Raw genomic sequence first — 19,104 nt, forward strand, 5'->3', positions numbered from 1 at the left:
TTATCCTGCAAATGCGATTTTCAGGACGGCGATAAGACAGAGACCACCGACCAAAAGGGAGAATGAAGCATTGACGATGAGAAGCGCGAGCTTCGCCGTCTCGGAATGGATGTAGTCCTGGATGACTTCTTCCATACCCAGACGCATGTGAACGATACTGGCGATAACCGTCAGGGCGTTGATCGTGGCCACGAAGGGATTGGCGAGCGCATCAACGACTTCGGCATAAGGCCGCCCGGCATACATCACCAAAAAGCCGATATAGAAAAGCATCAAAGGCACGAGCACGACCGATGTCGTCCGCACCTTCCAGAAATGATCGGTTCCGGTCTTTGCCGAACCGAGGCCGCGAACTTTGCCGAGAGGCGTGCGCATGTCCATGATCTATCCTCTCCTCAGCGGACCAGCAGGACCACGGCCCACACCAGAACGGTGAGCGCGATCGATGCAACAAGGTTAGCCTTGGCGAGCATGGTCGAGAACTCCTTCTCAAATCCATAACCAAGGTCCCACATGATGTGGCGAAGCCCGCCGACAAGGTGGTGGATCAGCGCCCAGGTATACCCGAACAGTATGACTTGGCCGAGGAACGACCCGAAAAGGTCATTGACCTGATTGAAATAGTCCTCACCCGAGGCAGCGGCAATCAACCACGCCGCCACCAGAATAGTGCCAACGTAGAGTGCCACACCTGTAATACGGTGCATGATCGACATGGCCATGGTGGGAATAAATTTATAAACCTGCAGGTGCGGCGACAGGGGCCGGTTTTTAGTCACATTCGCCATCAGGACCTCGCGGCGTTGAAGCGTCTCCGGGCGTTGCACCCGCCAATACACCTTGCTGAACAAATGTGCATTGCATCAATCCAGCGTGGTTTACTGCCCGATATACCCAACGACAAGCGATTTCAAACGGATTTCAAATTTAAATCGATTGGCGTCTTTTACTAAAGATCTTCGGGATGTTCCCTGCCGCCAGACTGCGAACCTATTTGCCACCATTCCGCGATCACAAGCTTCCCGAGTTCGTGAGGTAGAAGCCTTGGTTGACTGATTGTTTTCAGCAAACCAGCACCGCTTGCCGGAAGGGCCAGGATCAGAATTTTAAGGTTTATGGGGAATAGATGACATGGCCCACCATGGATTAATCGATGCCCTACCTCCCAGACCCGCGCAGAGCCGATCGCACCCCTTCGCGAGGATGGAGTGCGGCGTATTTTCTTCCGGCTCTGCTGGCAATTACTGCGGTACTTGTCGCACTCGTCGTCAGTGATGGGGAACGAAGAACACAGCATCATCTGGCGCAGAGAACCAAGGCAGCGGAACAGCTTGCCGATGTTGCAGCACGGTTGGAAACCAACATTCGCGGCAACGTCAATCTGGTTCATGGTCTCGTCACGGTCGTCGCCAACGAGCCGAAGCTTACGCAGCCCCGCTTTTCGGCGATCGCGCAACGAATTTTCGCAGTACCCTCACAGCTCCGCAATGTAGCGACAGCTCCTGATTTCGTCGTGCAGATGGTGTACCCCGAGGAGGTGAACCGCGCGACTATTGGACTGGACTACATGAAGACCCCCGGACAGCGGGAGGCAGTCCTTCAGGTCGTGGAGCGACGAAAAGTCATCATCACGGGCCCTGTCAATCTCGTTCAGGGCGGACAGGGACTGGTCGCCCGCTACCCCGTCTTTTCCATCAGCTCGGGCCGTTTCTCAGGCATCGTGTCCGCCGTGATAGATCTCGAACGGCTCTATCGCGACAGCAACGTCACCACGCCATCGCAGACACTCGACATTGCGATTGCGCGGCGCCCGACGCCACATGCGGGTGACGTATTTCTCGGTTCCGAAGGCGTCTTCTGGAACGAACCGGTAACCCTCTCCATCGATCTGGGATACGACACATGGTATCTCGCAGCGACGCCGAAAGGGGGATGGCTCACCGAATCTCCAGGCCTGACACGGTTCCGGCTGCTTGGATTAGCAATCGCCTGCTGCATTGCCGCTCCACTGGCATGGGCAGGCTTCCTTATGAAGCAGCGCCATCGCAGCATCATTATGCTGCAGGAGCGCGAAGAGCGGCTCGATACATTGTCGCAACGTTTGCAGCTCGCACTTGAAGCATCGAAGATCGGCGTTTGGGAATACGATCCGGAAACAAACCGCTTTTTCTGGGACAGCCGGATGTGCGATCTCTACGGTGCAACACTCGAAAAAGGCGAATGCCAATTCGAGGACTGGCTAGGTGCGATCCATCCTGAAGACCTGCAAGATGCCGAAGCCGCATTTGGCAGAGCCCTGCAGCAGGAAGACGACTACCTTCAAGACTTCCGGATCATTCTTCCGACGGGCGACATTCGGCATATCCGTGCACATGGCGCGGTTCACAAAACGTCCACTGGCGCGATCCGTCTTGTCGGTGCGAACTGGGACGTTTCCGATGACGTCACGCTGCAAACCGAGCTTAGGTCTGCGAGAGCAGAAACTGAAGAGCAGAACCGGCAGTTGCGGACGACACGACGTATCCTTGAGCATCAATCCCTGCACGACGCGCTGACGGGATTACCCAACCGCCGCTTCCTCGACCAGTTCATGGTCACTGCGGACACGTCCGACGTCTCGCAGAAGCTAGCGTTCATCCATATCGATCTCGATCGCTTCAAACACGTCAACGACACACTCGGACACGGCGCGGGTGATGAAGTGCTCAAGACTGTAACCGCTCGACTGCGGGATATCGTCGGCCCGGAAGAGGTAATCTCACGCATTGGCGGTGATGAGTTCGTAATCGTAACCTGTGGCGCAGACCCCGCGTCGCGCGCGCAGGATGTGGCGCAGGCTGTTGTCGCCACCCTTTCCCGTCCTATCCACCTCGATGGTCAGGAATGTCGTATCGGCTGCAGCGCCGGCATAGCCCTCCAGGCCACGGCGGCGGAAACGCCGCAACAATTGCTGATCAATGCCGACATAGCGCTTTATGAAGCCAAGAAGAGAGGCCGCAACAGATTTGAGTTCTTCTCCGATGAGTTGCGCTCTGCAACCGTCGAAACGAAACGGACGGCAGACGAGTTTCTGAAGGCGTTGGAGTGCGACGAATTCGTGCCCTTCTTTCAACCGCAGTTCGACGCCCACAGCTTTGCAATCACCGGCGTGGAGGCTTTGGCGCGATGGGATCATCCACACCGCGGCATCCTCACGCCCGACAAGTTTCTCAACGTTGCCGAGGGATTGGGAAGGGTCGCCGAAATCGATGCGCTGGTCCTCGAAAAATCTCTATTCCAGATGACACGCTGGCGTATCGGTGGTGTCTCCATTCCAAAGCTGTCGGTCAATATCTCGGCGCAACGGCTTAAGGATCCCGAATTGATGGCAGTGCTTGAAACGCTGCCATTCGGTGCACACAGGATTGCATTTGAGCTTCTCGAATCGATCTCGTTCGAGGATCAGGACGAGGAATTGAAGGCCGCTATCCGGGAGTTGAAGGAACGGGGAATCGAGGTGGAGATCGATGACTTCGGGTCAGGACATGCCTCGATCGTCAGCCTTCTGCAACTCGCGCCAAAGCGCCTCAAGATCGACCGGCAGCTCGTGGCCCCAATGGATGTATCGGAATCCCAGCGACGCCTGGTTGCGTCCATCATCGAGATCGGGCGGTCCCTCGGCATCGGCATTGTCGCCGAAGGCGTTGAGACCATGGCTCATGCGGAAATCCTCCGCGACCTGGGCTGCCATACCCTTCAGGGCTATGCCTTTGCAAACCCGATGCCTGCCGGAGAGCTGATGGCATTTGCCAGCGAATGGCAGGAACGCTACCCGATGGCTGCGACAAACCTCAGGGCAGGCTAACGCGAGCGACGATCCTCCTCACTGCCTGGTTCAGCCTGTTTGCGTCCCTTGTCGATTGAACCTTCGTCTGGCTCCGGCTTTAGATTGGTCATCAGGCGCAAAGTCAGGAAGGTGACGATGGAAAGGACGATGGCAATATCAAAGGCTCCAAGCCCGACCGCGGTCCCGATTGCGCCGGTAGCCCAGAGACTGGCAGCCGTGGCGGTTCCCCTGACCGAATTTTTGCCGACCAGGATCGCGCCGCCGCCGATGAAACCCATGCCGGTTATGAGACCCTCCACAATACGGGCCGTGGCTTCGGCATTGCCAGCAATAACGGTCTCAGCCGCCTGGACAAATCCGCAGGCGGCGATTGCCACCAGGGGGAACGTCCTCAAGCCGGCGCTCCGTTCGCTCTTTTCGCGATCCCAGCCGATCGGCAAGGCAAGCACGTAGGCTGTCATCAGGGCTACAATGTGCGGAACGAAGTGAAAGTCCGCAGCGAGGGAAGACAGGTGGTCCTGCATGTGAGCAACGGCTCCTATCGCTGGTGTTTACGATCGCCCTTGTCTCCATCTCCGGGCTTCGCCACATACCTGGCCTCCCAGCAGGCGGCGAACAGGGAACGACCCACAGCGACGCTTTGCTTGAAGCGACCCTCGTCATCACGCCGCATACAGGGCTTGTCGGTTCCGGTATCGATCAGCTCTCTCTTCGGCATCGTCATCTCCAGCATCGTTTCCGCTGCGATAACGTGCGTCCCGAAGAAAAGATGCGTTCAGCACCAATTGCCGACATCAGTGGCAGGACAGCCGGAACTTTTGCCGTCGTCAGCCTGCTGATTTGTTGGCGAAGGCCAATTGCAACTCAACCTGGACAGCATCCATGAAGGTGCGGACCTGCAGGGAGACCTCCTCCTCACAAGTGCCGATGCGGCGCAGGGCAGCAACCAATGCCGACATCTCTGCCCGCCAGAACTGATTGGCTTCCTCGCCGTGCAGATCGCGCAAGATCATGGCACAGCGGCGAACATCGGCGGTGCGTCGATGTGAGGGGAACTGGACAAGGGTCATGGCAACTCGCGAACCTGAAATCGAATCGTTACTGATGCGGACAGCTTCGTCTGCCTTCCTTCACAAAACCCTAAATCGCGTAAAAGAACCGAACTTGAAGCGAATTAGGGCGCGAGATCGTGCAGGACGCGGGGCTGAACTGGCTCCACATGAAGTCGGCTGGACGGCAGAAACGGCCGACATGTCAGTCTTGTTTTTCCTCCGACGGCTGCGTAGAACCACCGCAAGTCACCTGCAGCTCTTGCGCCTAAGAAGGGATAACCATGGCCGATGTTGTTGCTCAGCATCCGGACCTCTTCGGCAAGGGCGTGCTGATTACGGGAGGCGGGACCGGCATTGGGGCTGCGTTGACGGCAGCCTTCGCAGCGCAGGGCGCCAAGGTCGCCTTCATCGACATCTGCGAACAGGAAAGTAGCGCGCTTGCCGAACGCCTGTCGCAGACGGCACGACATCCGGTAACCTTCATCCCCGCGGACCTTCGCGACGTTGATGTCGCCAAAGCGGCGGTAAATGCGGCTATAGGCACCCTTGGATCGCTATCGGTTCTTGTCAACAATGCCGCATGGGACGATCGTCACGATATAGATACCGTGACGGAGGAGTATTGGGACGACAATCAGGCGGTAAACCTCAAGCAGCTTTTCTTCGTCACGCAGACGGCGCTGCCGCATCTCCGTGCGGCAGGCAGTGCTGCTATCGTCAACTTTTCGTCGATTTCGTATCTTCTCAACATGGGCGATCTTCCTTCCTACGCCGCCGCAAAGGCCGGCATCATCGGGCTGACCAAGAGCATGGCAGGTCGCCTGGGCCCGGAAGGTATCCGGGTTAATGCCCTATTACCCGGCATGATCGTCACGGAACGCCAGAAGCGCTTGTGGCTGAGCGAAGACAGCATTAACTCCACAGTTTCTCGGCAATGCCTGAGACGCCCTCTGACGGCAGACGACGTCGTTGGACCCTGCCTTTTTCTTGCCTCGTCGGCCTCGGCCGGCATGACTGCCCAAACCATGATCATTGATGGAGGATTGCTTTGAACAGACCCGCCTATGCTGCCGTGGACTGGGGCACTAGCAGCTTTCGGCTTTGGCTGATGGATGACAAGGACACGGTTCTTGCTGAACGGCGCAGCGGGGAAGGCATGACGTCTGCAGCCAAGACAGGTTTTGCAGATGTTCTGGCTTCGCATCTGCAGGCTGTCGAGGCTCCTGCGGATATGCCGGTGATCGTTTGTGGCATGGCCGGCGCGCGGCAGGGCTGGGTCGAGGCGGGTTATGTGGATGTTCCGGCATCACTGCCTTCGGTCCTGAAGGGCGCAGTTCGCGTCGAGGGTGTTGGCCGGGATGTTCGAATCCTTCCCGGGCTTGCCCAACGGGATGCAAATGCCCCCGACGTCATGCGCGGCGAGGAAACGCAGCTCCTCGGCGCGCTCCGTTCCGGGACGGGTCAGCAGCTTGTCTGCATGCCGGGAACACATTCGAAATGGGTCCATGTCTCAGGCGAGAGTGTTACGAGCTTCGCGACGTACATGACTGGCGAACTCTTCGACGTCATCTCGAAACATTCCGTGCTTTCCCATTCACTCGCCGGGGCGGAGGCGTTCGACGCGGATCGGCCGGCATTCGTGGAGGCCCTGCAAGCCGCGTTTCGCGCGCCACAGCAGATAAGTAACCTCCTTTTCACTGTCCGTTCCGGAACCTTGCTCCACGGGCTGAACCCCACCGATGCTGCCGCGCGACTGTCGGGCACATTACTCGGGATTGAGATTGCAGGAGGCCTGTCCTCGCTGCAGGACATACCGTCCGTCATCCTTGTGGCTTCGGGTAAACTGCGCAATCTCTATGAAGGTGCATTCTCCGCCCTTTCACTCACCTACGAAGGCATCGACGCCGACGACGCGGTGCGGCAGGGACTTTCCGCTGCCGCACATAAAACCGTGCTTGCTTAAGCCTTAAGGAAATCGAAATGACCCGCATCCCCTTCCCCGACATGACCTATCCGCTGGTCGCCATTCTGCGCGGCCTGAAGCCGGAGGAGACCGAAGGGGTGGTCGGAGCCCTGATCGAGGCGGGATTCTCGGCAATCGAAATTCCTCTCAACTCGCCCGACCCTTTCCGTTCGATCGAGATCGCAGCGAAGATGGCGCCGGCGCATTGCCTCATCGGCGCAGGGACCGTTCTGACCGTTGACAACGTGGCCAGCCTCGACGCCGCTGGTGGCAAGCTGATGGTTAGCCCGAACGTGGTACCGGACGTCATCAAGGCGGCAGCGGCTCTAGGAATGGTAACAATGCCGGGTGTCTTCACGCCGACGGAAGCGCTTGCGGCAGCGGCGGCCGGCGCAACGGGGCTGAAATTCTTCCCCGCAAGCGTCCTCGGACCCTCGGGCATCAATGCCATGCTGGCAATCTTGCCGAAAGACCTGCTGATCGCCGCTGTCGGCGGCGTGTCGGAGAAGAATTTCTCCGACTATATCGCTGCGGGCATCAATGCCTTCGGCCTGGGGTCGAGCCTCTACAAGCCTGGCATGACTGCCGGTGAGGTCTCTGCGCGCGCCAAGGTGACGATTGCCGCCTACGACGCCGCGAAAGCAGGCTGACGCCTTTTACCCAATTCGGGGGACGGCACTTGTCGTCTGAATAAAGATACTCTAATGAACCTGTAATACAGGTTTGACGGAGTAATCCTACATGCTCATTCCAGCAGCCGCCCCGAAGAGCGTCGATTTCGTGAGCGCAGCAGTAACCGCGATCACGGACCTGATCCGTGATCGCGACTTGAAGCCGGGAGATCGTCTCCCGGCGGAAGCCACCCTCTCGAAAGATCTTCACGTATCGAGGACAGTGGTCCGGGAAGCTCTACGCTCCCTTGCCGCGCTGCGGCTGGTGGAATTGGGAGCCGGCAAAAGACCGACCGTCGCCGAACTTGATGACGACGCTTTTGCGCTGATGTTCCAGCACGGTGTCTGCACGGACCAGATCGATATCCAGCAGATTTATGACGCGCGCCGGACGATCGAGGCGCGCACCGCAACTCTGGCCGCATTGCGCCGGACAGAGGCTGAGGCGCGCGCCATTATCATGCACGCGAAAGCGATGGAGCAGGACTTCGATGTGCCGGCGAAGGTGATGGAGCATGACCTGGCGCTCCATCTCGCCATCGCTCGCGCGTCTCGAAATCCTGTCTTCGCGCTGATCATCGGCGCTTTCCATGGCGTCACACGCCAGACATGGCCTGTTGGCTGGAAAAGCCGCTCCAGCGATGACGAGCGACACGCCATGAATGAACTGCACCTGCAGCTTGCCGAAGCCATCGCAGCTGGCGACCCGAAGGTCGCCGCCGCACTTATGGACCGGCACTTCGACGTCAGCCTCAAGGCTCTGACCAGAGCCGGCATCATCTGATCCCAGAAAGGACTTCCCATGAAGATCACCAAGCTTGAAACCGTGCGGGTCTCGGAGCGCTCCAACCTCCTTTGGGTGCTGGTTCACACCGACGAGGGCATCACGGGCCTCGGCGAAACATTTTTCGGCGCCGAGACCGTTGAGAGCTATATCCATGAGTACGTGGCACCGCGCGTCATCGGTCGCGACCCGCTGCAGATCGACCTCCTGGCAAGCGACCTGGTCGGCTACGTCGGCTTCCGCTCTTCCGGTGCTGAAATGCGTGGCAACTCCGCCTTCGACATCGCTCTCTGGGACATCTTCGGCAAGGTTACGAACCAGCCGATCGCCCAGCTCCTCGGAGGCTTCAGCCGCCAAGAAATCCGCACATACAATACCTGCGCAGGCACCGAATACATCAAGAAGGCCACCGGCCAGACGACAGCCAATTACGGGCTTGGCGGCGGCGCTGATTATGACGACCTGAATGGCTTCCTGCACCGTGCCGACGAGCTGGCGGAATCACTTCTCGCCGACGGCATCACAGCCATGAAAATCTGGCCGTTCGACGCCGCTGCGGAAAAGACCCGCGGTCAGTATATCTCCATGCCCGATCTCAAGCAGGCGCTTGAGCCCTTCGAGAAGATCCGCAAGGCAGTGGGCGACAAGATCGACATCATGGTCGAATTCCACTCCATGTGGCAGCTTCTGCCCGCCATGCAAATCGCCAAGGCCTTGGAACCCTACAAGACCTTCTGGCACGAAGACCCGATCAAAATGGACAGCCTCTCGAGCTTGAAGCGCTATGCCGAGGTATCGCCTGCACCAATCTCCGCTTCGGAAACTCTTGCCACCCGCTGGGGCTTCCGAGACTATCTGGAAACTGAATCGGCCGGCATCGTGATGCTGGATATTTCTTGGTGCGGCGGCCTTTCCGAGGCGCGCAAGATCGCCTCGATGGCGGAGGCTTGGCATTTGCCGGTGGCGCCGCATGACTGCACCGGCCCCGTCGTCCTTTGCGCTTCGACCCACCTGTCGCTGAACGCGCCGAATGCCCTGGTGCAGGAAAGCGTACGCGCCTTCTACAACACCTGGTATCGCGATCTGGTAACGGCACTTCCCGAAGTAAAAAATGGGATGATTACGGTTCCGCCCGGTCCTGGCCTTGGCATGGAGCTCCATCCGGAGCTAGAGAGAACTTTTACCGTCAGCAGGCGATTCTCGGACGCCACTTCGATCTGACGGTCCGGATTCCTGGGAGGAAGAATGACCAAAATCGCTTCGGCTGCGGCCGCTTTGGGGGCCTCGTCTGCTTTGGGGCCCCTCATCATGCTGCTCGGCATGCTGATGTTCGCGCTCAATGACGCGATGGGAAAATGGCTGGTGTCCTCCTATGGGCTGGGCCAGGTCATTCTTCTTCGCAGCATTGCCGCGCTTGTCATCCTGTCGCCGCTCTTGTGGAAGGCAGGAATGGCACCCATCCTCGGCGCCGAACGAAAAGGCATGCAGCTCGCGCGCGTCATCTTTTCGACGGCCGAGGTTTTCTGCTTTTACTATGCCGTCATGTATCTGCCGCTTGCGGACGTCATGACCTATTGGTTGGCAGCCCCTATCTATGTCGCGGCCACCTCGCCCTTCCTGTTGGGCGAGAAGGTCGGCTGGCGCCGTTGGAGCGCCATCGCAGTCGGCTTTGTCGGCGTCATCATCACGCTGGAACCATCAGCCAAGATGTTCACGATGCCGGCCATAATCTCGATTATCGGCAGCGCTGCCTTTGCATTCATGATGATCTCCGGTCGCTTCCTGCGGGCAACTCCTGACAGCACGCTCGTGCTGTTCCAGACGGCTGCTGCCGGTCTCGCAGGACTGGTCTTTGCACCATTCGATTGGTCACCCATCCAATCCGGCGGGGATCTCATGCTGCTCGGCCTGCTTGGTGTTGTAGCGATGTCCGCGCATATGCTCGTCAATAGAGCCCTGAAGATATCGGATGCCGCGACGGTGGCGCCACTGCAGTACACGCTGCTGCTCTACGCCGTAATCTTCGGCTGGATGTTCTTTGGCGACGTGCCGCGTCTTACCATGATGATCGGTGCGGCTTTGATCGTCGCGTCCGGTCTGTTCATATTTATTCGCGAACAGACCCTGAAGAAGCGTCATGAGGACAAGCCACTCGAAGTGCCGTAAGGCACGTATCGGTCGAGCAAAAGTCTGATTGGGCCGCATCTTTGATGACGGCCCTTTTTCTTGAGCAGCAGAAGCCCACACTTCAGCACCGCTCTCTCGACTAGGCGAAGCAACAAAAAAAGCCCATGGTCGGTGTGACCATGGGCTTCTGTTTATTGGTGAGCCGGGCAAGTGCACGGCTCACTTCGCAAGATTACTTGCGGACTTCTGCCAGCGTGGAGAGAATGCCGTCGACCACATCGGCGCCGATCTGGGCCTTGTGCTTTTCGTAGACGACCATGGACTTTTCGCGAATGCGGGTCTGCTCTTCAGGCGAAAGCTGGTTCACTTCGAGACCGGCTTCCTTGATCTTCGCAAGCGACTGCTTGTTCAGCTCCTGGATGACCTTGCGCTCTTCGTCACGGCCAACGACTGCACACTCACGCAGCGCAGCCTGCTCTTCAGGCGTGTAGGTGTCGAAGATCGCCTTGGAGAAGAGGAAGAGGAACGGCGTGTAGGCGTGGTTCGTCTCGGTGATGTACTTCTGAACTTCGAAGAACTTCGAAGTGTCGATCGTCACATAGGGATTTTCCTGGGCGTCGATCGCGTTGGTTTCCAGAGCCGAGTAGATTTCGCCGAAAGCCATCGGAGTAGCGTTGGCACCGAGGTTCTGGAAGGTGTCGAGGAAGATGTTGTTCTGCATGACGCGAACCTTCATCCCCGAGAAATCTTCCCACTTGGTGACCGGACGCTTGGAGTTCGACAGGTTACGGAAGCCGTTTTCCCAGTAGGCAAGGTTGACGACGCCAGATGCTTCCAGCTTCTCGTTCATCATGTTGCCGAAGTCACCGTCGAGCACCTTGTAGGCTTCGTCCGGGTTCTGGAACAGGAACGGCAGGTCGAACACGCCGAGCGCAGGCACGATGCCGACCAATGGCGAGGACGACGTTACAACGGCTTCCTGGACGCCCGAACGAAGCGCCTGGGTTGCCTGAAGGTCACCGCCGAGCGCGCCGCCCCAGAATGCCGTCAGCTTCAGCTTGCCGCCCGACTTCTCGTCGAGGCAGGCCTGCATGGCCTTGATACCGTTGCCGACCGGATGGTCTTCGTTGATGCCGTTCGAAACGCGGATGTTGCGGTCGTTGAACTCGGCGAACGCCGGAGCAGCGGCCGACATACCGAATGCGATGGCAGTCGTGGCAAGAAGCAGTTTCCTCATAGTGTATCCTCCCTGGGATTGGTTGTTGAGGGTTGAACGAAGTTAGTAGAGCCAACGTGCGGGCACGAGGACGAGGTCCGGGAACAGGACCAGAAGGAAGAGCACGATCGTCTGGGCCAGCAGGAATGGCCACACCCCGACCGTTACCTTTCCGAGCGGAATGCGTCCCACGCCGCTGACGACGTTGAGAACGATACCAACCGGCGGCGTGATGAGGCCTATCGAGTTGTTGATGATAAACATGACCCCAAAGTACACCGGATCGATACCGGCCTGCTTGACGATAGGCATAAGCACCGGCGTCAGGATCAGGATCGTCGGTGTCAGGTCGAGGGCCGTGCCCACGACAAGAACCAGGATCATGATCACGAACATCAGCAGCATCGGACGGTCGATCAGCGGCTCGATGTAGCCGGCAATTTCGGCAGGGATGTTTGCGGCCGTGATAAGCCAGGCGGAAACAAGCGCGGCGCAGACCAGGAACATGATGACGGACGTGGTCTTGGCAGCTTGCAGGATGACACGCGGCAGGTCACGCGGCTTCAGTTCGCGGTAGATAAACATACCAACGAAGAGTGCATAGGCGGCAGCGATGACCGCAGCTTCGGTCGGGGTCACGACACCGGCCTTGATACCGCCAAGGATGATCACCGGCATTCCGAGTGCCCACAAGGCACGACCGGTTGCCTTGACGCGATCCGCCATGGGCGCTCGCGGCAGCGGCTGGATGTTGTCCTTACGGGCGACAATAAGCCATGCGATGACCAGCGACAGCGCCATCAGGATACCCGGGAAGATACCGGCCATGAAGAGCTGCGTGATGGAGACGTTCGCGGCAACACCGAAGACGATGAAAGCCATCGACGGCGGGATCACGGGAGCAATGATGCCGCCTGCCGCAATCAGACCGCCCGAACGCGGAATGTTGTAGCCGGCCTTGGCCATCATCGGAATAAGGATTGCTGCGAGAGCCGCCGTATCCGCCGCAGCCGAACCGGAGATACTCGCCATGATCAATGCGGCAACGATAGCGACGATCCCGAGGCCGCCGCGAATATGGCCGACGCAGGAGACGGCGAATTCGATAATGCGCTTCGAAAGGCCGCCGGAGTTCATAAGTTCACCGGCGAGGATGAAGAAGGGGATGGCAAGAAGCGTGAACGTATCAGCTCCCGCAATCATGTTCTGGGCGATGATCTGACTGTTGAACATCCCCATGTACATCATGAGGACTACGCCGCAGAACATCAGAGAGAAGGCGACGGGAACACCGATCGCCATCGCGCCAAGCAGCGAGCCTACAAAGACTAAAAGGGTCATATCAGGTGCGCTCCGCCATCTGTTCGATTGTCAGGTTCTCGCCGGCGAAGGCAGCGATTTCATCGTCGGTTACCCGACCGGTCACCAGGCGGATGAGGCGCTCAAGCGCGATGATCACACAGCCGCCACCGGTGAAGAATCCGACGCCGTAAACCCAGGCCATGGAAATCTCGGTGACCGGTGCCGTCATACTGGCGTTGATCGGCAACTGGACCCAGGTCCCCCAGAAAAAGATGGCGGAACACAGGATGATCACGAGGTTCGACATGACCATGCAGACAATACGGCCTTTACGGCCGAACAGCATGACCAGCGTCTCCACGCCTAGATGGGCATGCTCCCGGAACGTCACGACCGCGCCGATGAATGTGACCCACACAAAGAAATACCGCGACATTTCATCGGAAACGTTGAGACCGGAGTTGAAACCGTAGCGAAGCACGACGTTCAGGAACACCATGATAGCCATGCCAGCGAGCAGCAGGATCAGTATCAGCTCGAGGAATTTGTAGAAGATGTCGATCGCTCGTTGCATCTGATCCTCCCTTTAAATTTACAGAAGCCCACGTTGGGCAAGGTTCTTCATGAATGCGCCAAGGCCGAAGTCCCATTTCGGGCAACGATCGCTTCGCTCAACCCAGTTTATAAGACGCCCGAGGCGCGGCGTCGATATTTCTACCCTGTCACCGATCTCGTGCGTGAATCCGAGACCTACGCCGCGGCGATCCTTGACGGGCGCAAACATCGTGCCGAGGAAGAAAACGACGCCATCCGGGTACTGGTGATTGTCGTTGAGGAGCTGGGAGACCAGATCTTCCGGGCTACGGCTGATAGCCGCCATGGCGCTGACGCCGGTCATGGTGAACCCGTCGACACCCTCGACCGAGAGGGCGATCTCCGATTTCTTCACGTCTTCCAGACTGAACCGCTCGTCAAACAGGCGGATGAAAGGCCCGAGCGAACAGGATGCATTGTTGTCTTTCGCCTTACTGAGAAGCAAGGCGGAACGACCTTCGAAATCGCGCAGATTGACGTCGTTGCCGAGCGTGGCACCAATAATCTCACCCTTCGACGTGACCGCAAGCACGACTTCAGGCTCTGGATTGTTCCAATCGGATTTCGGATGAATGCCGACGGCAGCACCACAGCCGACCGAAGACATTGGCTGCGCCTTCGTGAAAATCTCGGCGTCCGGCCCGATCCCAACTTCCAGATACTGTGACCAGAGGCCAAGTTCCTGGAGCAGTTTCTTGACCTCGGCGGCCTTTTCAGAGCCGGCAACCAGCCCTTTCAGGTTGTCGCCCAGCACAGGAGCCAGCCGTCCACGAATTTCCTGCGCCCGGAGAGGATCGCCTTTGGCCTGTTCTTCGATCACGCGCTCGAGCATGCTGTCAGCGAAAGTTACACCGGCAGCCTTAACGGCCTGCAGATCGGTAGGAGCAAGGAGTTCCCCTGCTTCGCCATTCAGGAATTGATCAAGAGATCCAAGCTTGGTGAACTTTGCCTCGTCCTTGAGCTGATCGACAAGACCATCAAGTTCAAGAATGTCCGAGAGAGTTGGCGACAGCGACGACAGGTCGAGGATCTGCCCCTTCAGAAGCAGGACAGGACACGGGCCTCCAGCCGCCTTCGACCATACGCGGCCGACCAGCACGGCGTCATTCACGTCTTGCGGCAGGATCAGCTGCGCGCTCAACAACTTCTCAACACTCACCAATTTTCCTCCCTTGGGCGGCAAAAACCACCCTGATTGTCAGGGTGTCTGACAACAAATTGGCGTGGTTCTAGTATGACTTTTCAGCCCTGTCCAGCCACCCTGTCCCGATGTGGGAAAAACTTAGTGAACTGCGGCTGGTGATTTCTTGCTCTCAAAAAGATTCCAGCGGCAGATCGAGGCGCTCCGCGGAATGGGTCAGGTGGCACCGCATGGCTTGCCGTGCCTTGGCCGGGTCACCGCTGAACACCGCGTCCCGGATCGCCGCATGCTCGGCGATGGTAACCTCGACAATCTCCTCCAGCACGGCTTTGGCGCGCGCTGCATTGATCGCAACGCTGATGCGTTCGGCTATGAAGCCGATGAAGAGTGTAAAGTACTCGTTCTGCGTGGCGGCCGCGAGCGCCCGATGGAAGGCAAGGTCGGCAACGATGCCCTGCTCCGTCCACTTCTCAGCGCCGGTCATCTGTTCCAACGCCTCATCAAGACGCGCCAGATCTTCCGCGGTGTGATGCTTGGCCGCCAGCCCCGCCGCCTCTATCTCCAGCGGTATGCGAAGCTGGTAGAGATTTTGGAAAGCCTGCCGATCGTTCAGGTCTCCATGTTCGATGCGAAGTGACTGGCGCCGTTCCAGCTCGGTCGCAAACGCGCCAACCCCTTGGCGCGTCTCCACCAACTCCTCATTGCGAAGCTGAGCAATTGCCTCCCGCACGACCGACCGGCTTACACCAAACGTCTTGGCAAGCAGATGCTCGGTCGGAAGCTTCTCCCCAGGACCTATCCGGCCCTCAAGAATTTCCCGACCTATCTGCGCAGCAATCCGCGCAGGCAGGTGCTCGCTTCGTCTGATCTGATTGAAATCCGCAACTGCCACGTTCGCCCCTCCCCTTGGACAGCCCTACTTCTATGAGTTTGCAGAGAAATTCAATTGGCAGCCAGGATTCATGACAAGATCAGGGTCGATTGCATGCTTCAAGGAGGTCAGCAACTGGCGCCGCACCGGCGAAAGCCTCGCTTCGAAGTCGGCGCGCTTCAAGCGGCCGATACCGTGCTCGGCACTGATGCTGCCCTGATAACGGTCGAGTACGCCGTTGATTGCCACCTTGGCCTTGTAGATCTGCTCGATCCGCTCATCCGCCGTTGCACCTTCGGCGGGCAGAACGTTCAGGTGAACGTTTCCATCACCAACATGCCCATAGGAGACACAAATTGCACCCGTCACGGCGGCTTCGACCGCAGCTTCTGCATCGGCCACGAACGCCGCAAGCTCTGACAGCTTCACCGACACGTCCGTCCTCAAATGCATGCCGCGCTTGGCCTGCCCTTCATTCATGCCTTCGCGGATAAGCCACAGATTGCGCGCCTGGGACTGCGACGCAGCGATCGTTCCATCGAGAACCAGGCCGTCTTCCATGACGCTTTCAAGGAAACGTCCCATCAGATCGTCGATATCGACAAGCCCGCAGCCCGAAATCTCCATCAACACATATGCGGGATAATCTGCAGCGATCGGAATAGGCAGATCGGGCATCGCCTCTTTGGCCAGCGTAAAGGCTAGTGGCGGCATGAACTCGAACGCGGACATCAGGTCACAGCAATCCCTGCGGGCCCGGCGGAAGAGCTTGATGGCATCATCCAATGACGCCAGCCCCAGAAGCGCCGTCGCCACCTGGTCAGGATAGGGCGTAAGCTTGAGCGAGACGGCAGTGATGATACCGAGCGTGCCCTCGGCACCGATGAACAGCTGCTTCAGGTCAATGCCACGATTATCCTTGCGCAGTGTCGACAGGCCATCGAAAATGCTGCCGTCTGGCAGAACAACCTCCAACCCGAAGATCAGCTCGCGCGTCATGCCGTAGCGCAAGACATTGATGCCGCCGGCATTGGTGGAAACGTTGCCGCCAATCCGGCAGGTCCCCTGCGCACCGAGGGCAAGCGGGAAGAACATGCCTTTTTCAGCAATCGCATCCTTCAGCTCCGACAGGATGCATCCGGCATCGACCACCGCAGAGAAATCATCGCTGTCGATCTGCCGGATCTTGTTCATCCGCTCGAGGCTCAGCACCACCTGGCTCTGCTCTTCATCCGGGATGCCGCCGAGGACAAGGCCGGTATTGCCACCCTGCGGTACGATCGAAAGGCCGAGTTCCCGGCACAACCTCACCGCTTGCGCCACCTGCTCGGTGGAACGTGGCCGAAGTACCGCAACCGCACCGCTGGTGACGTCACCGTGCCAGTCACGGCAGTAGCGAACCAATTCTTCCGCATCGCTGAGAACGATGTCTTCGCCCAGCTGGGTACGCAATGCTGCTTGCCGCTCGGCGACCAATGCGGAACTCTCGGATGTCATGACGATGCCCTTCCCGTACGGCAGGCAAGCCGACAGGGTCTCCCCGGCATTTTCGACCTGCGCTGAAATAAAAGTTTTCAAGCCGAGCATATAGAGTTATCAGACAACCTTACAAGATAGTTTTTTGGCGTATTCCGGACGTCTTGTATCGGAGGATGCCGTATCAGGAGGACGGGTTCCAATGCACATTCTTATTATCGGCGCAGCAGGCATGGTTGGCCGAAAGCTTACGCAGCGGTTGGTCGCCGATAAGACACTCGGCGGGAAAATTGTTGAAAAGCTGACGCTGGTCGACGTGGTGAAGCCGGAAGCCCCTGCTGGTTTTGGCGGCACGGTCGATGCCCGCGAGAGCGATCTCTCGGCTCCAGGCGAAGCAGAAAAGCTCGTGGCCACGCGGCCCGACGCCATCTTCCACTTGGCGGCCATCGTTTCCGGCGAAGCTGAGCTGGATTTCGATAAAGGCTACCGCATCAACCTGGATGGCACCCGATACCTTTTCGACGCCATCCGTCTCGCCCATAACGAGGATGGCTACAAGCCACGCGTCGTCTTCACCTCTTCCATTGCAGTGGTTGGCGCTCCCCTTCCCTTCCCGATCCCGGACGAATTCCACCTGACACCGCTGACGAGCTACGGAACGCAGAAGGCAATCTGCGAACTGTTGCTCTCCGACTACAGCCGCCGCGGCTTCTTCGACGGTATCGGCATCCGCTTGCCAACGATCTGCATTCGTCCGGGCAAGCCGAACAAGGCGGCGTCGGGCTTCTTTTCCAACATCCTGCGTGAGCCGCTGGTCGGCAAGGAAGCTGTTCTTCCGGTTTCCGACGACGTCCGCCACTGGCACACCTCGCCACGTTCGGCCGTCGGCTTCCTCATCCATGGCGCCACCATCGATCTGGAAAAGGTCGGCGCCCGTCGCAACCTCTCGATGCCGGGTCTGAGCGCCACTGTTGGTGAACAGATCGAAGCATTGCGTCGCGTTGCTGGCGACAAGGCAGCCAACCTCATCCGGCGCGAACCCGATGAAATGATCATGAAGATGGTTGCAGGCTGGGCTCCCGGTTTCGAGGCCAAGCGTGCCACTGAGCTTGGCTTTACAGCCGAAGCATCGTTCGATGACATCATCCGAGCCCATATCGAAGACGAACTGGGAGGCAAGCTGGCATGACCGAGACACAGAAGAAGGCCATTGCCTTTCTCGGCACCGGGCTCATGGGCGCGCCGATGGTGCGGTGCCTGCTGAAGGCCGGCTTCCCGGTCACCGTCTGGAACCGCGACCCGGCAAAGGCGGAGCCGCTCGTTGCCGACGGCGCACGACAGGCGCAGTCCCCCAATGAAGCTGTCGTCGGCGCCGACATCGTCTTCACCATGCTCACCAATGGTGCAGCCGTATCCGAAGTCCTCTTTGACAAGGGTGTCGTCGGTGCAATGGAGCGAGGAACGATCGTCGTCGACTGCAGCTCGATTGCTCCGCCGGTTGCACGCGAGAACGCTCGCAGGCTGGCTGAACACGGCATACGCAACCTCGATGCGCCGGTCTCCGGCGGCACTGCCGGCGCATCGGCAGGTACGCTGGCGATCATGGCCGGTGGCGGCGAGACGGATGTCGAGGAACTCGAAGACGTATTCGCGGCACTCGGGCGTGTCACCTATGTCGGCCCAAGCGGCGCAGGACAGATTTGCAAACTCGCCAACCAGCAGATCGTGGCGATCACCATCGGGGCCGTGGCCGAGGCAATGATCCTCGTCGAGGCCGGCGGCGCATCACGCGGTGCTTTCCGCGACGCCATCCGGGGAGGTTTTGCAGAAAGCCGCATCCTGGAACTGCATGGCGGACGGATGGTCAACCGCGACTTCGTTCCGGGCGGCGCCTCATCGAACCAACTCAAGGATCTCGAGGCCGTCATGGCCATGGCTGGCGAACTGTCACTCTCGCTGCCCCTGACAAAAGAAGTTCGCCAGGAGTTCTATGATTTCGTCCAGCAGGGCGGCGCGGAACAGGATCACAGCGGCCTTCTGCTGCACCTCGAAAAGCTCAACTCAAAACATCAGGCATAGAC

The 19,104-nt window shown here is 58.7% G+C and carries 20 protein-coding genes; 9 read left to right on the top strand and 11 right to left on the bottom strand.

Annotation, left to right across the window (positions count from 1 at the left end; all coding sequences use genetic code 11):
• Positions 1–381 carry a succinate dehydrogenase, hydrophobic membrane anchor protein gene (gene sdhD, locus LH464_RS07740; protein WP_226785804.1) on the bottom strand — a complete coding sequence of 127 codons (381 nt, stop codon included), beginning with the start codon at positions 379–381 and terminating at the stop codon, positions 1–3.
• A 14-nt stretch (positions 382–395) separates the two neighbouring features.
• The gene (gene sdhC / locus LH464_RS07745; RefSeq protein WP_226785805.1) at positions 396–788 is read right to left on the bottom strand and encodes a succinate dehydrogenase, cytochrome b556 subunit; all 393 of its coding nucleotides are present in this window, start codon (positions 786–788) and stop codon (positions 396–398) included.
• 365 nt (positions 789–1,153) lie between these two features.
• On the opposite strand from sdhC, the gene LH464_RS07750 reads away from it, so the two are divergent.
• Positions 1,154–3,844 carry a bifunctional diguanylate cyclase/phosphodiesterase gene (locus tag LH464_RS07750; RefSeq protein WP_226785806.1) on the top strand — a complete coding sequence of 897 codons (2,691 nt, stop codon included), beginning with the start codon at positions 1,154–1,156 and terminating at the stop codon, positions 3,842–3,844.
• On the opposite strand, the gene LH464_RS07755 is transcribed toward LH464_RS07750, so the two are convergent.
• The 3 genes from LH464_RS07755 to LH464_RS07765 all read right to left on the bottom strand — a co-directional run bounded on the left by LH464_RS07755 (position 3,841) and on the right by LH464_RS07765 (position 4,896).
• A complete protein-coding gene (locus tag LH464_RS07755) occupies positions 3,841–4,350 on the bottom strand; it encodes an MgtC/SapB family protein (protein ID WP_226785807.1) in 510 nt (169 codons plus the stop codon). The two genes, LH464_RS07750 and LH464_RS07755, sit on opposite strands and share 4 nt — an antisense overlap.
• Positions 4,351–4,364: 14 nt before the next feature.
• On the bottom strand, positions 4,365–4,544 hold the full coding sequence (locus tag LH464_RS07760; protein WP_226785808.1) for a hypothetical protein: 180 nt from the start codon (positions 4,542–4,544) through the stop codon (positions 4,365–4,367).
• A 109-nt stretch (positions 4,545–4,653) separates the two neighbouring features.
• The gene (locus LH464_RS07765; RefSeq protein ID WP_226785809.1) at positions 4,654–4,896 is read right to left on the bottom strand and encodes a DUF6074 family protein; all 243 of its coding nucleotides are present in this window, start codon (positions 4,894–4,896) and stop codon (positions 4,654–4,656) included.
• A 263-nt stretch (positions 4,897–5,159) separates the two neighbouring features.
• Here LH464_RS07765 and LH464_RS07770 point away from each other — a divergent pair, with 263 nt between their 5' ends.
• From LH464_RS07770 to LH464_RS07795, 6 genes are all read left to right on the top strand, one after another.
• A complete protein-coding gene (locus LH464_RS07770) occupies positions 5,160–5,930 on the top strand; it encodes an SDR family NAD(P)-dependent oxidoreductase (protein ID WP_226785810.1) in 771 nt (256 codons plus the stop codon).
• On the top strand, positions 5,927–6,841 hold the full coding sequence (locus LH464_RS07775) for a 2-dehydro-3-deoxygalactonokinase (protein ID WP_226785811.1): 915 nt from the start codon (positions 5,927–5,929) through the stop codon (positions 6,839–6,841). The genes LH464_RS07770 and LH464_RS07775 overlap by 4 nt, the downstream gene beginning before the upstream one ends.
• 17 nt (positions 6,842–6,858) lie before the next feature.
• The gene (locus tag LH464_RS07780; protein WP_226785812.1) at positions 6,859–7,491 is read left to right on the top strand and encodes a 2-dehydro-3-deoxy-6-phosphogalactonate aldolase; all 633 of its coding nucleotides are present in this window, start codon (positions 6,859–6,861) and stop codon (positions 7,489–7,491) included.
• Positions 7,492–7,582: 91 nt separating this feature from the next.
• Positions 7,583–8,296: a FadR/GntR family transcriptional regulator gene (locus LH464_RS07785; protein WP_226785813.1), complete on the top strand. Its 714-nt coding sequence runs from the start codon at positions 7,583–7,585 to the stop codon at positions 8,294–8,296.
• An 18-nt stretch (positions 8,297–8,314) separates the two neighbouring features.
• A complete protein-coding gene (locus tag LH464_RS07790; protein ID WP_226785814.1) occupies positions 8,315–9,517 on the top strand; it encodes a mandelate racemase/muconate lactonizing enzyme family protein in 1,203 nt (400 codons plus the stop codon).
• A 24-nt stretch (positions 9,518–9,541) separates the two neighbouring features.
• Positions 9,542–10,462: a DMT family transporter gene (locus tag LH464_RS07795; protein WP_255648296.1), complete on the top strand. Its 921-nt coding sequence runs from the start codon at positions 9,542–9,544 to the stop codon at positions 10,460–10,462.
• Between the two features lie 193 nt (positions 10,463–10,655).
• Here the strand turns inward: LH464_RS07795 and LH464_RS07800 are convergent, their stop codons facing one another.
• The 6 genes from LH464_RS07800 to LH464_RS07825 form a co-directional block, all read right to left on the bottom strand.
• Positions 10,656–11,660: a TRAP transporter substrate-binding protein gene (locus LH464_RS07800; protein ID WP_226785815.1), complete on the bottom strand. Its 1,005-nt coding sequence runs from the start codon at positions 11,658–11,660 to the stop codon at positions 10,656–10,658.
• A 42-nt stretch (positions 11,661–11,702) separates the two neighbouring features.
• Positions 11,703–12,980, bottom strand: coding sequence for a TRAP transporter large permease (locus tag LH464_RS07805; RefSeq protein ID WP_226785816.1), 1,278 nt, complete (start codon positions 12,978–12,980; stop codon positions 11,703–11,705).
• Position 12,981: 1 nt separating this feature from the next.
• The gene (locus tag LH464_RS07810; RefSeq protein ID WP_226785817.1) at positions 12,982–13,515 is read right to left on the bottom strand and encodes a TRAP transporter small permease; all 534 of its coding nucleotides are present in this window, start codon (positions 13,513–13,515) and stop codon (positions 12,982–12,984) included.
• An 18-nt stretch (positions 13,516–13,533) separates the two neighbouring features.
• Positions 13,534–14,694 (bottom strand): fumarylacetoacetate hydrolase family protein, encoded by a 1,161-nt coding sequence (locus LH464_RS07815; RefSeq protein ID WP_226785818.1) that lies wholly within the window; start codon positions 14,692–14,694, stop codon positions 13,534–13,536.
• 154 nt (positions 14,695–14,848) lie between these two features.
• On the bottom strand, positions 14,849–15,568 hold the full coding sequence (locus tag LH464_RS07820; RefSeq protein WP_226785819.1) for a FadR/GntR family transcriptional regulator: 720 nt from the start codon (positions 15,566–15,568) through the stop codon (positions 14,849–14,851).
• A 30-nt stretch (positions 15,569–15,598) separates the two neighbouring features.
• A complete protein-coding gene (locus LH464_RS07825) occupies positions 15,599–17,044 on the bottom strand; it encodes an FAD-binding oxidoreductase (RefSeq protein ID WP_226785820.1) in 1,446 nt (481 codons plus the stop codon).
• 181 nt (positions 17,045–17,225) lie between these two features.
• Here LH464_RS07825 and denD point away from each other — a divergent pair, with 181 nt between their 5' ends.
• Entirely contained in the window at positions 17,226–18,212 is a 987-nt protein-coding gene (gene denD, locus LH464_RS07830; RefSeq protein WP_226785821.1) for a D-erythronate dehydrogenase, read from the top strand.
• The gene (locus LH464_RS07835) at positions 18,209–19,102 is read left to right on the top strand and encodes an NAD(P)-dependent oxidoreductase (protein ID WP_226785822.1); all 894 of its coding nucleotides are present in this window, start codon (positions 18,209–18,211) and stop codon (positions 19,100–19,102) included. The genes denD and LH464_RS07835 overlap by 4 nt, the downstream gene beginning before the upstream one ends.
• Positions 19,103–19,104: the final 2 nt, after the last annotated feature.

This window comes from Pseudorhizobium xiangyangii (assembly GCF_020531965.1).
Taxonomy (GTDB): Bacteria; Pseudomonadota; Alphaproteobacteria; order Rhizobiales; family Rhizobiaceae; genus Neorhizobium; species Neorhizobium xiangyangii.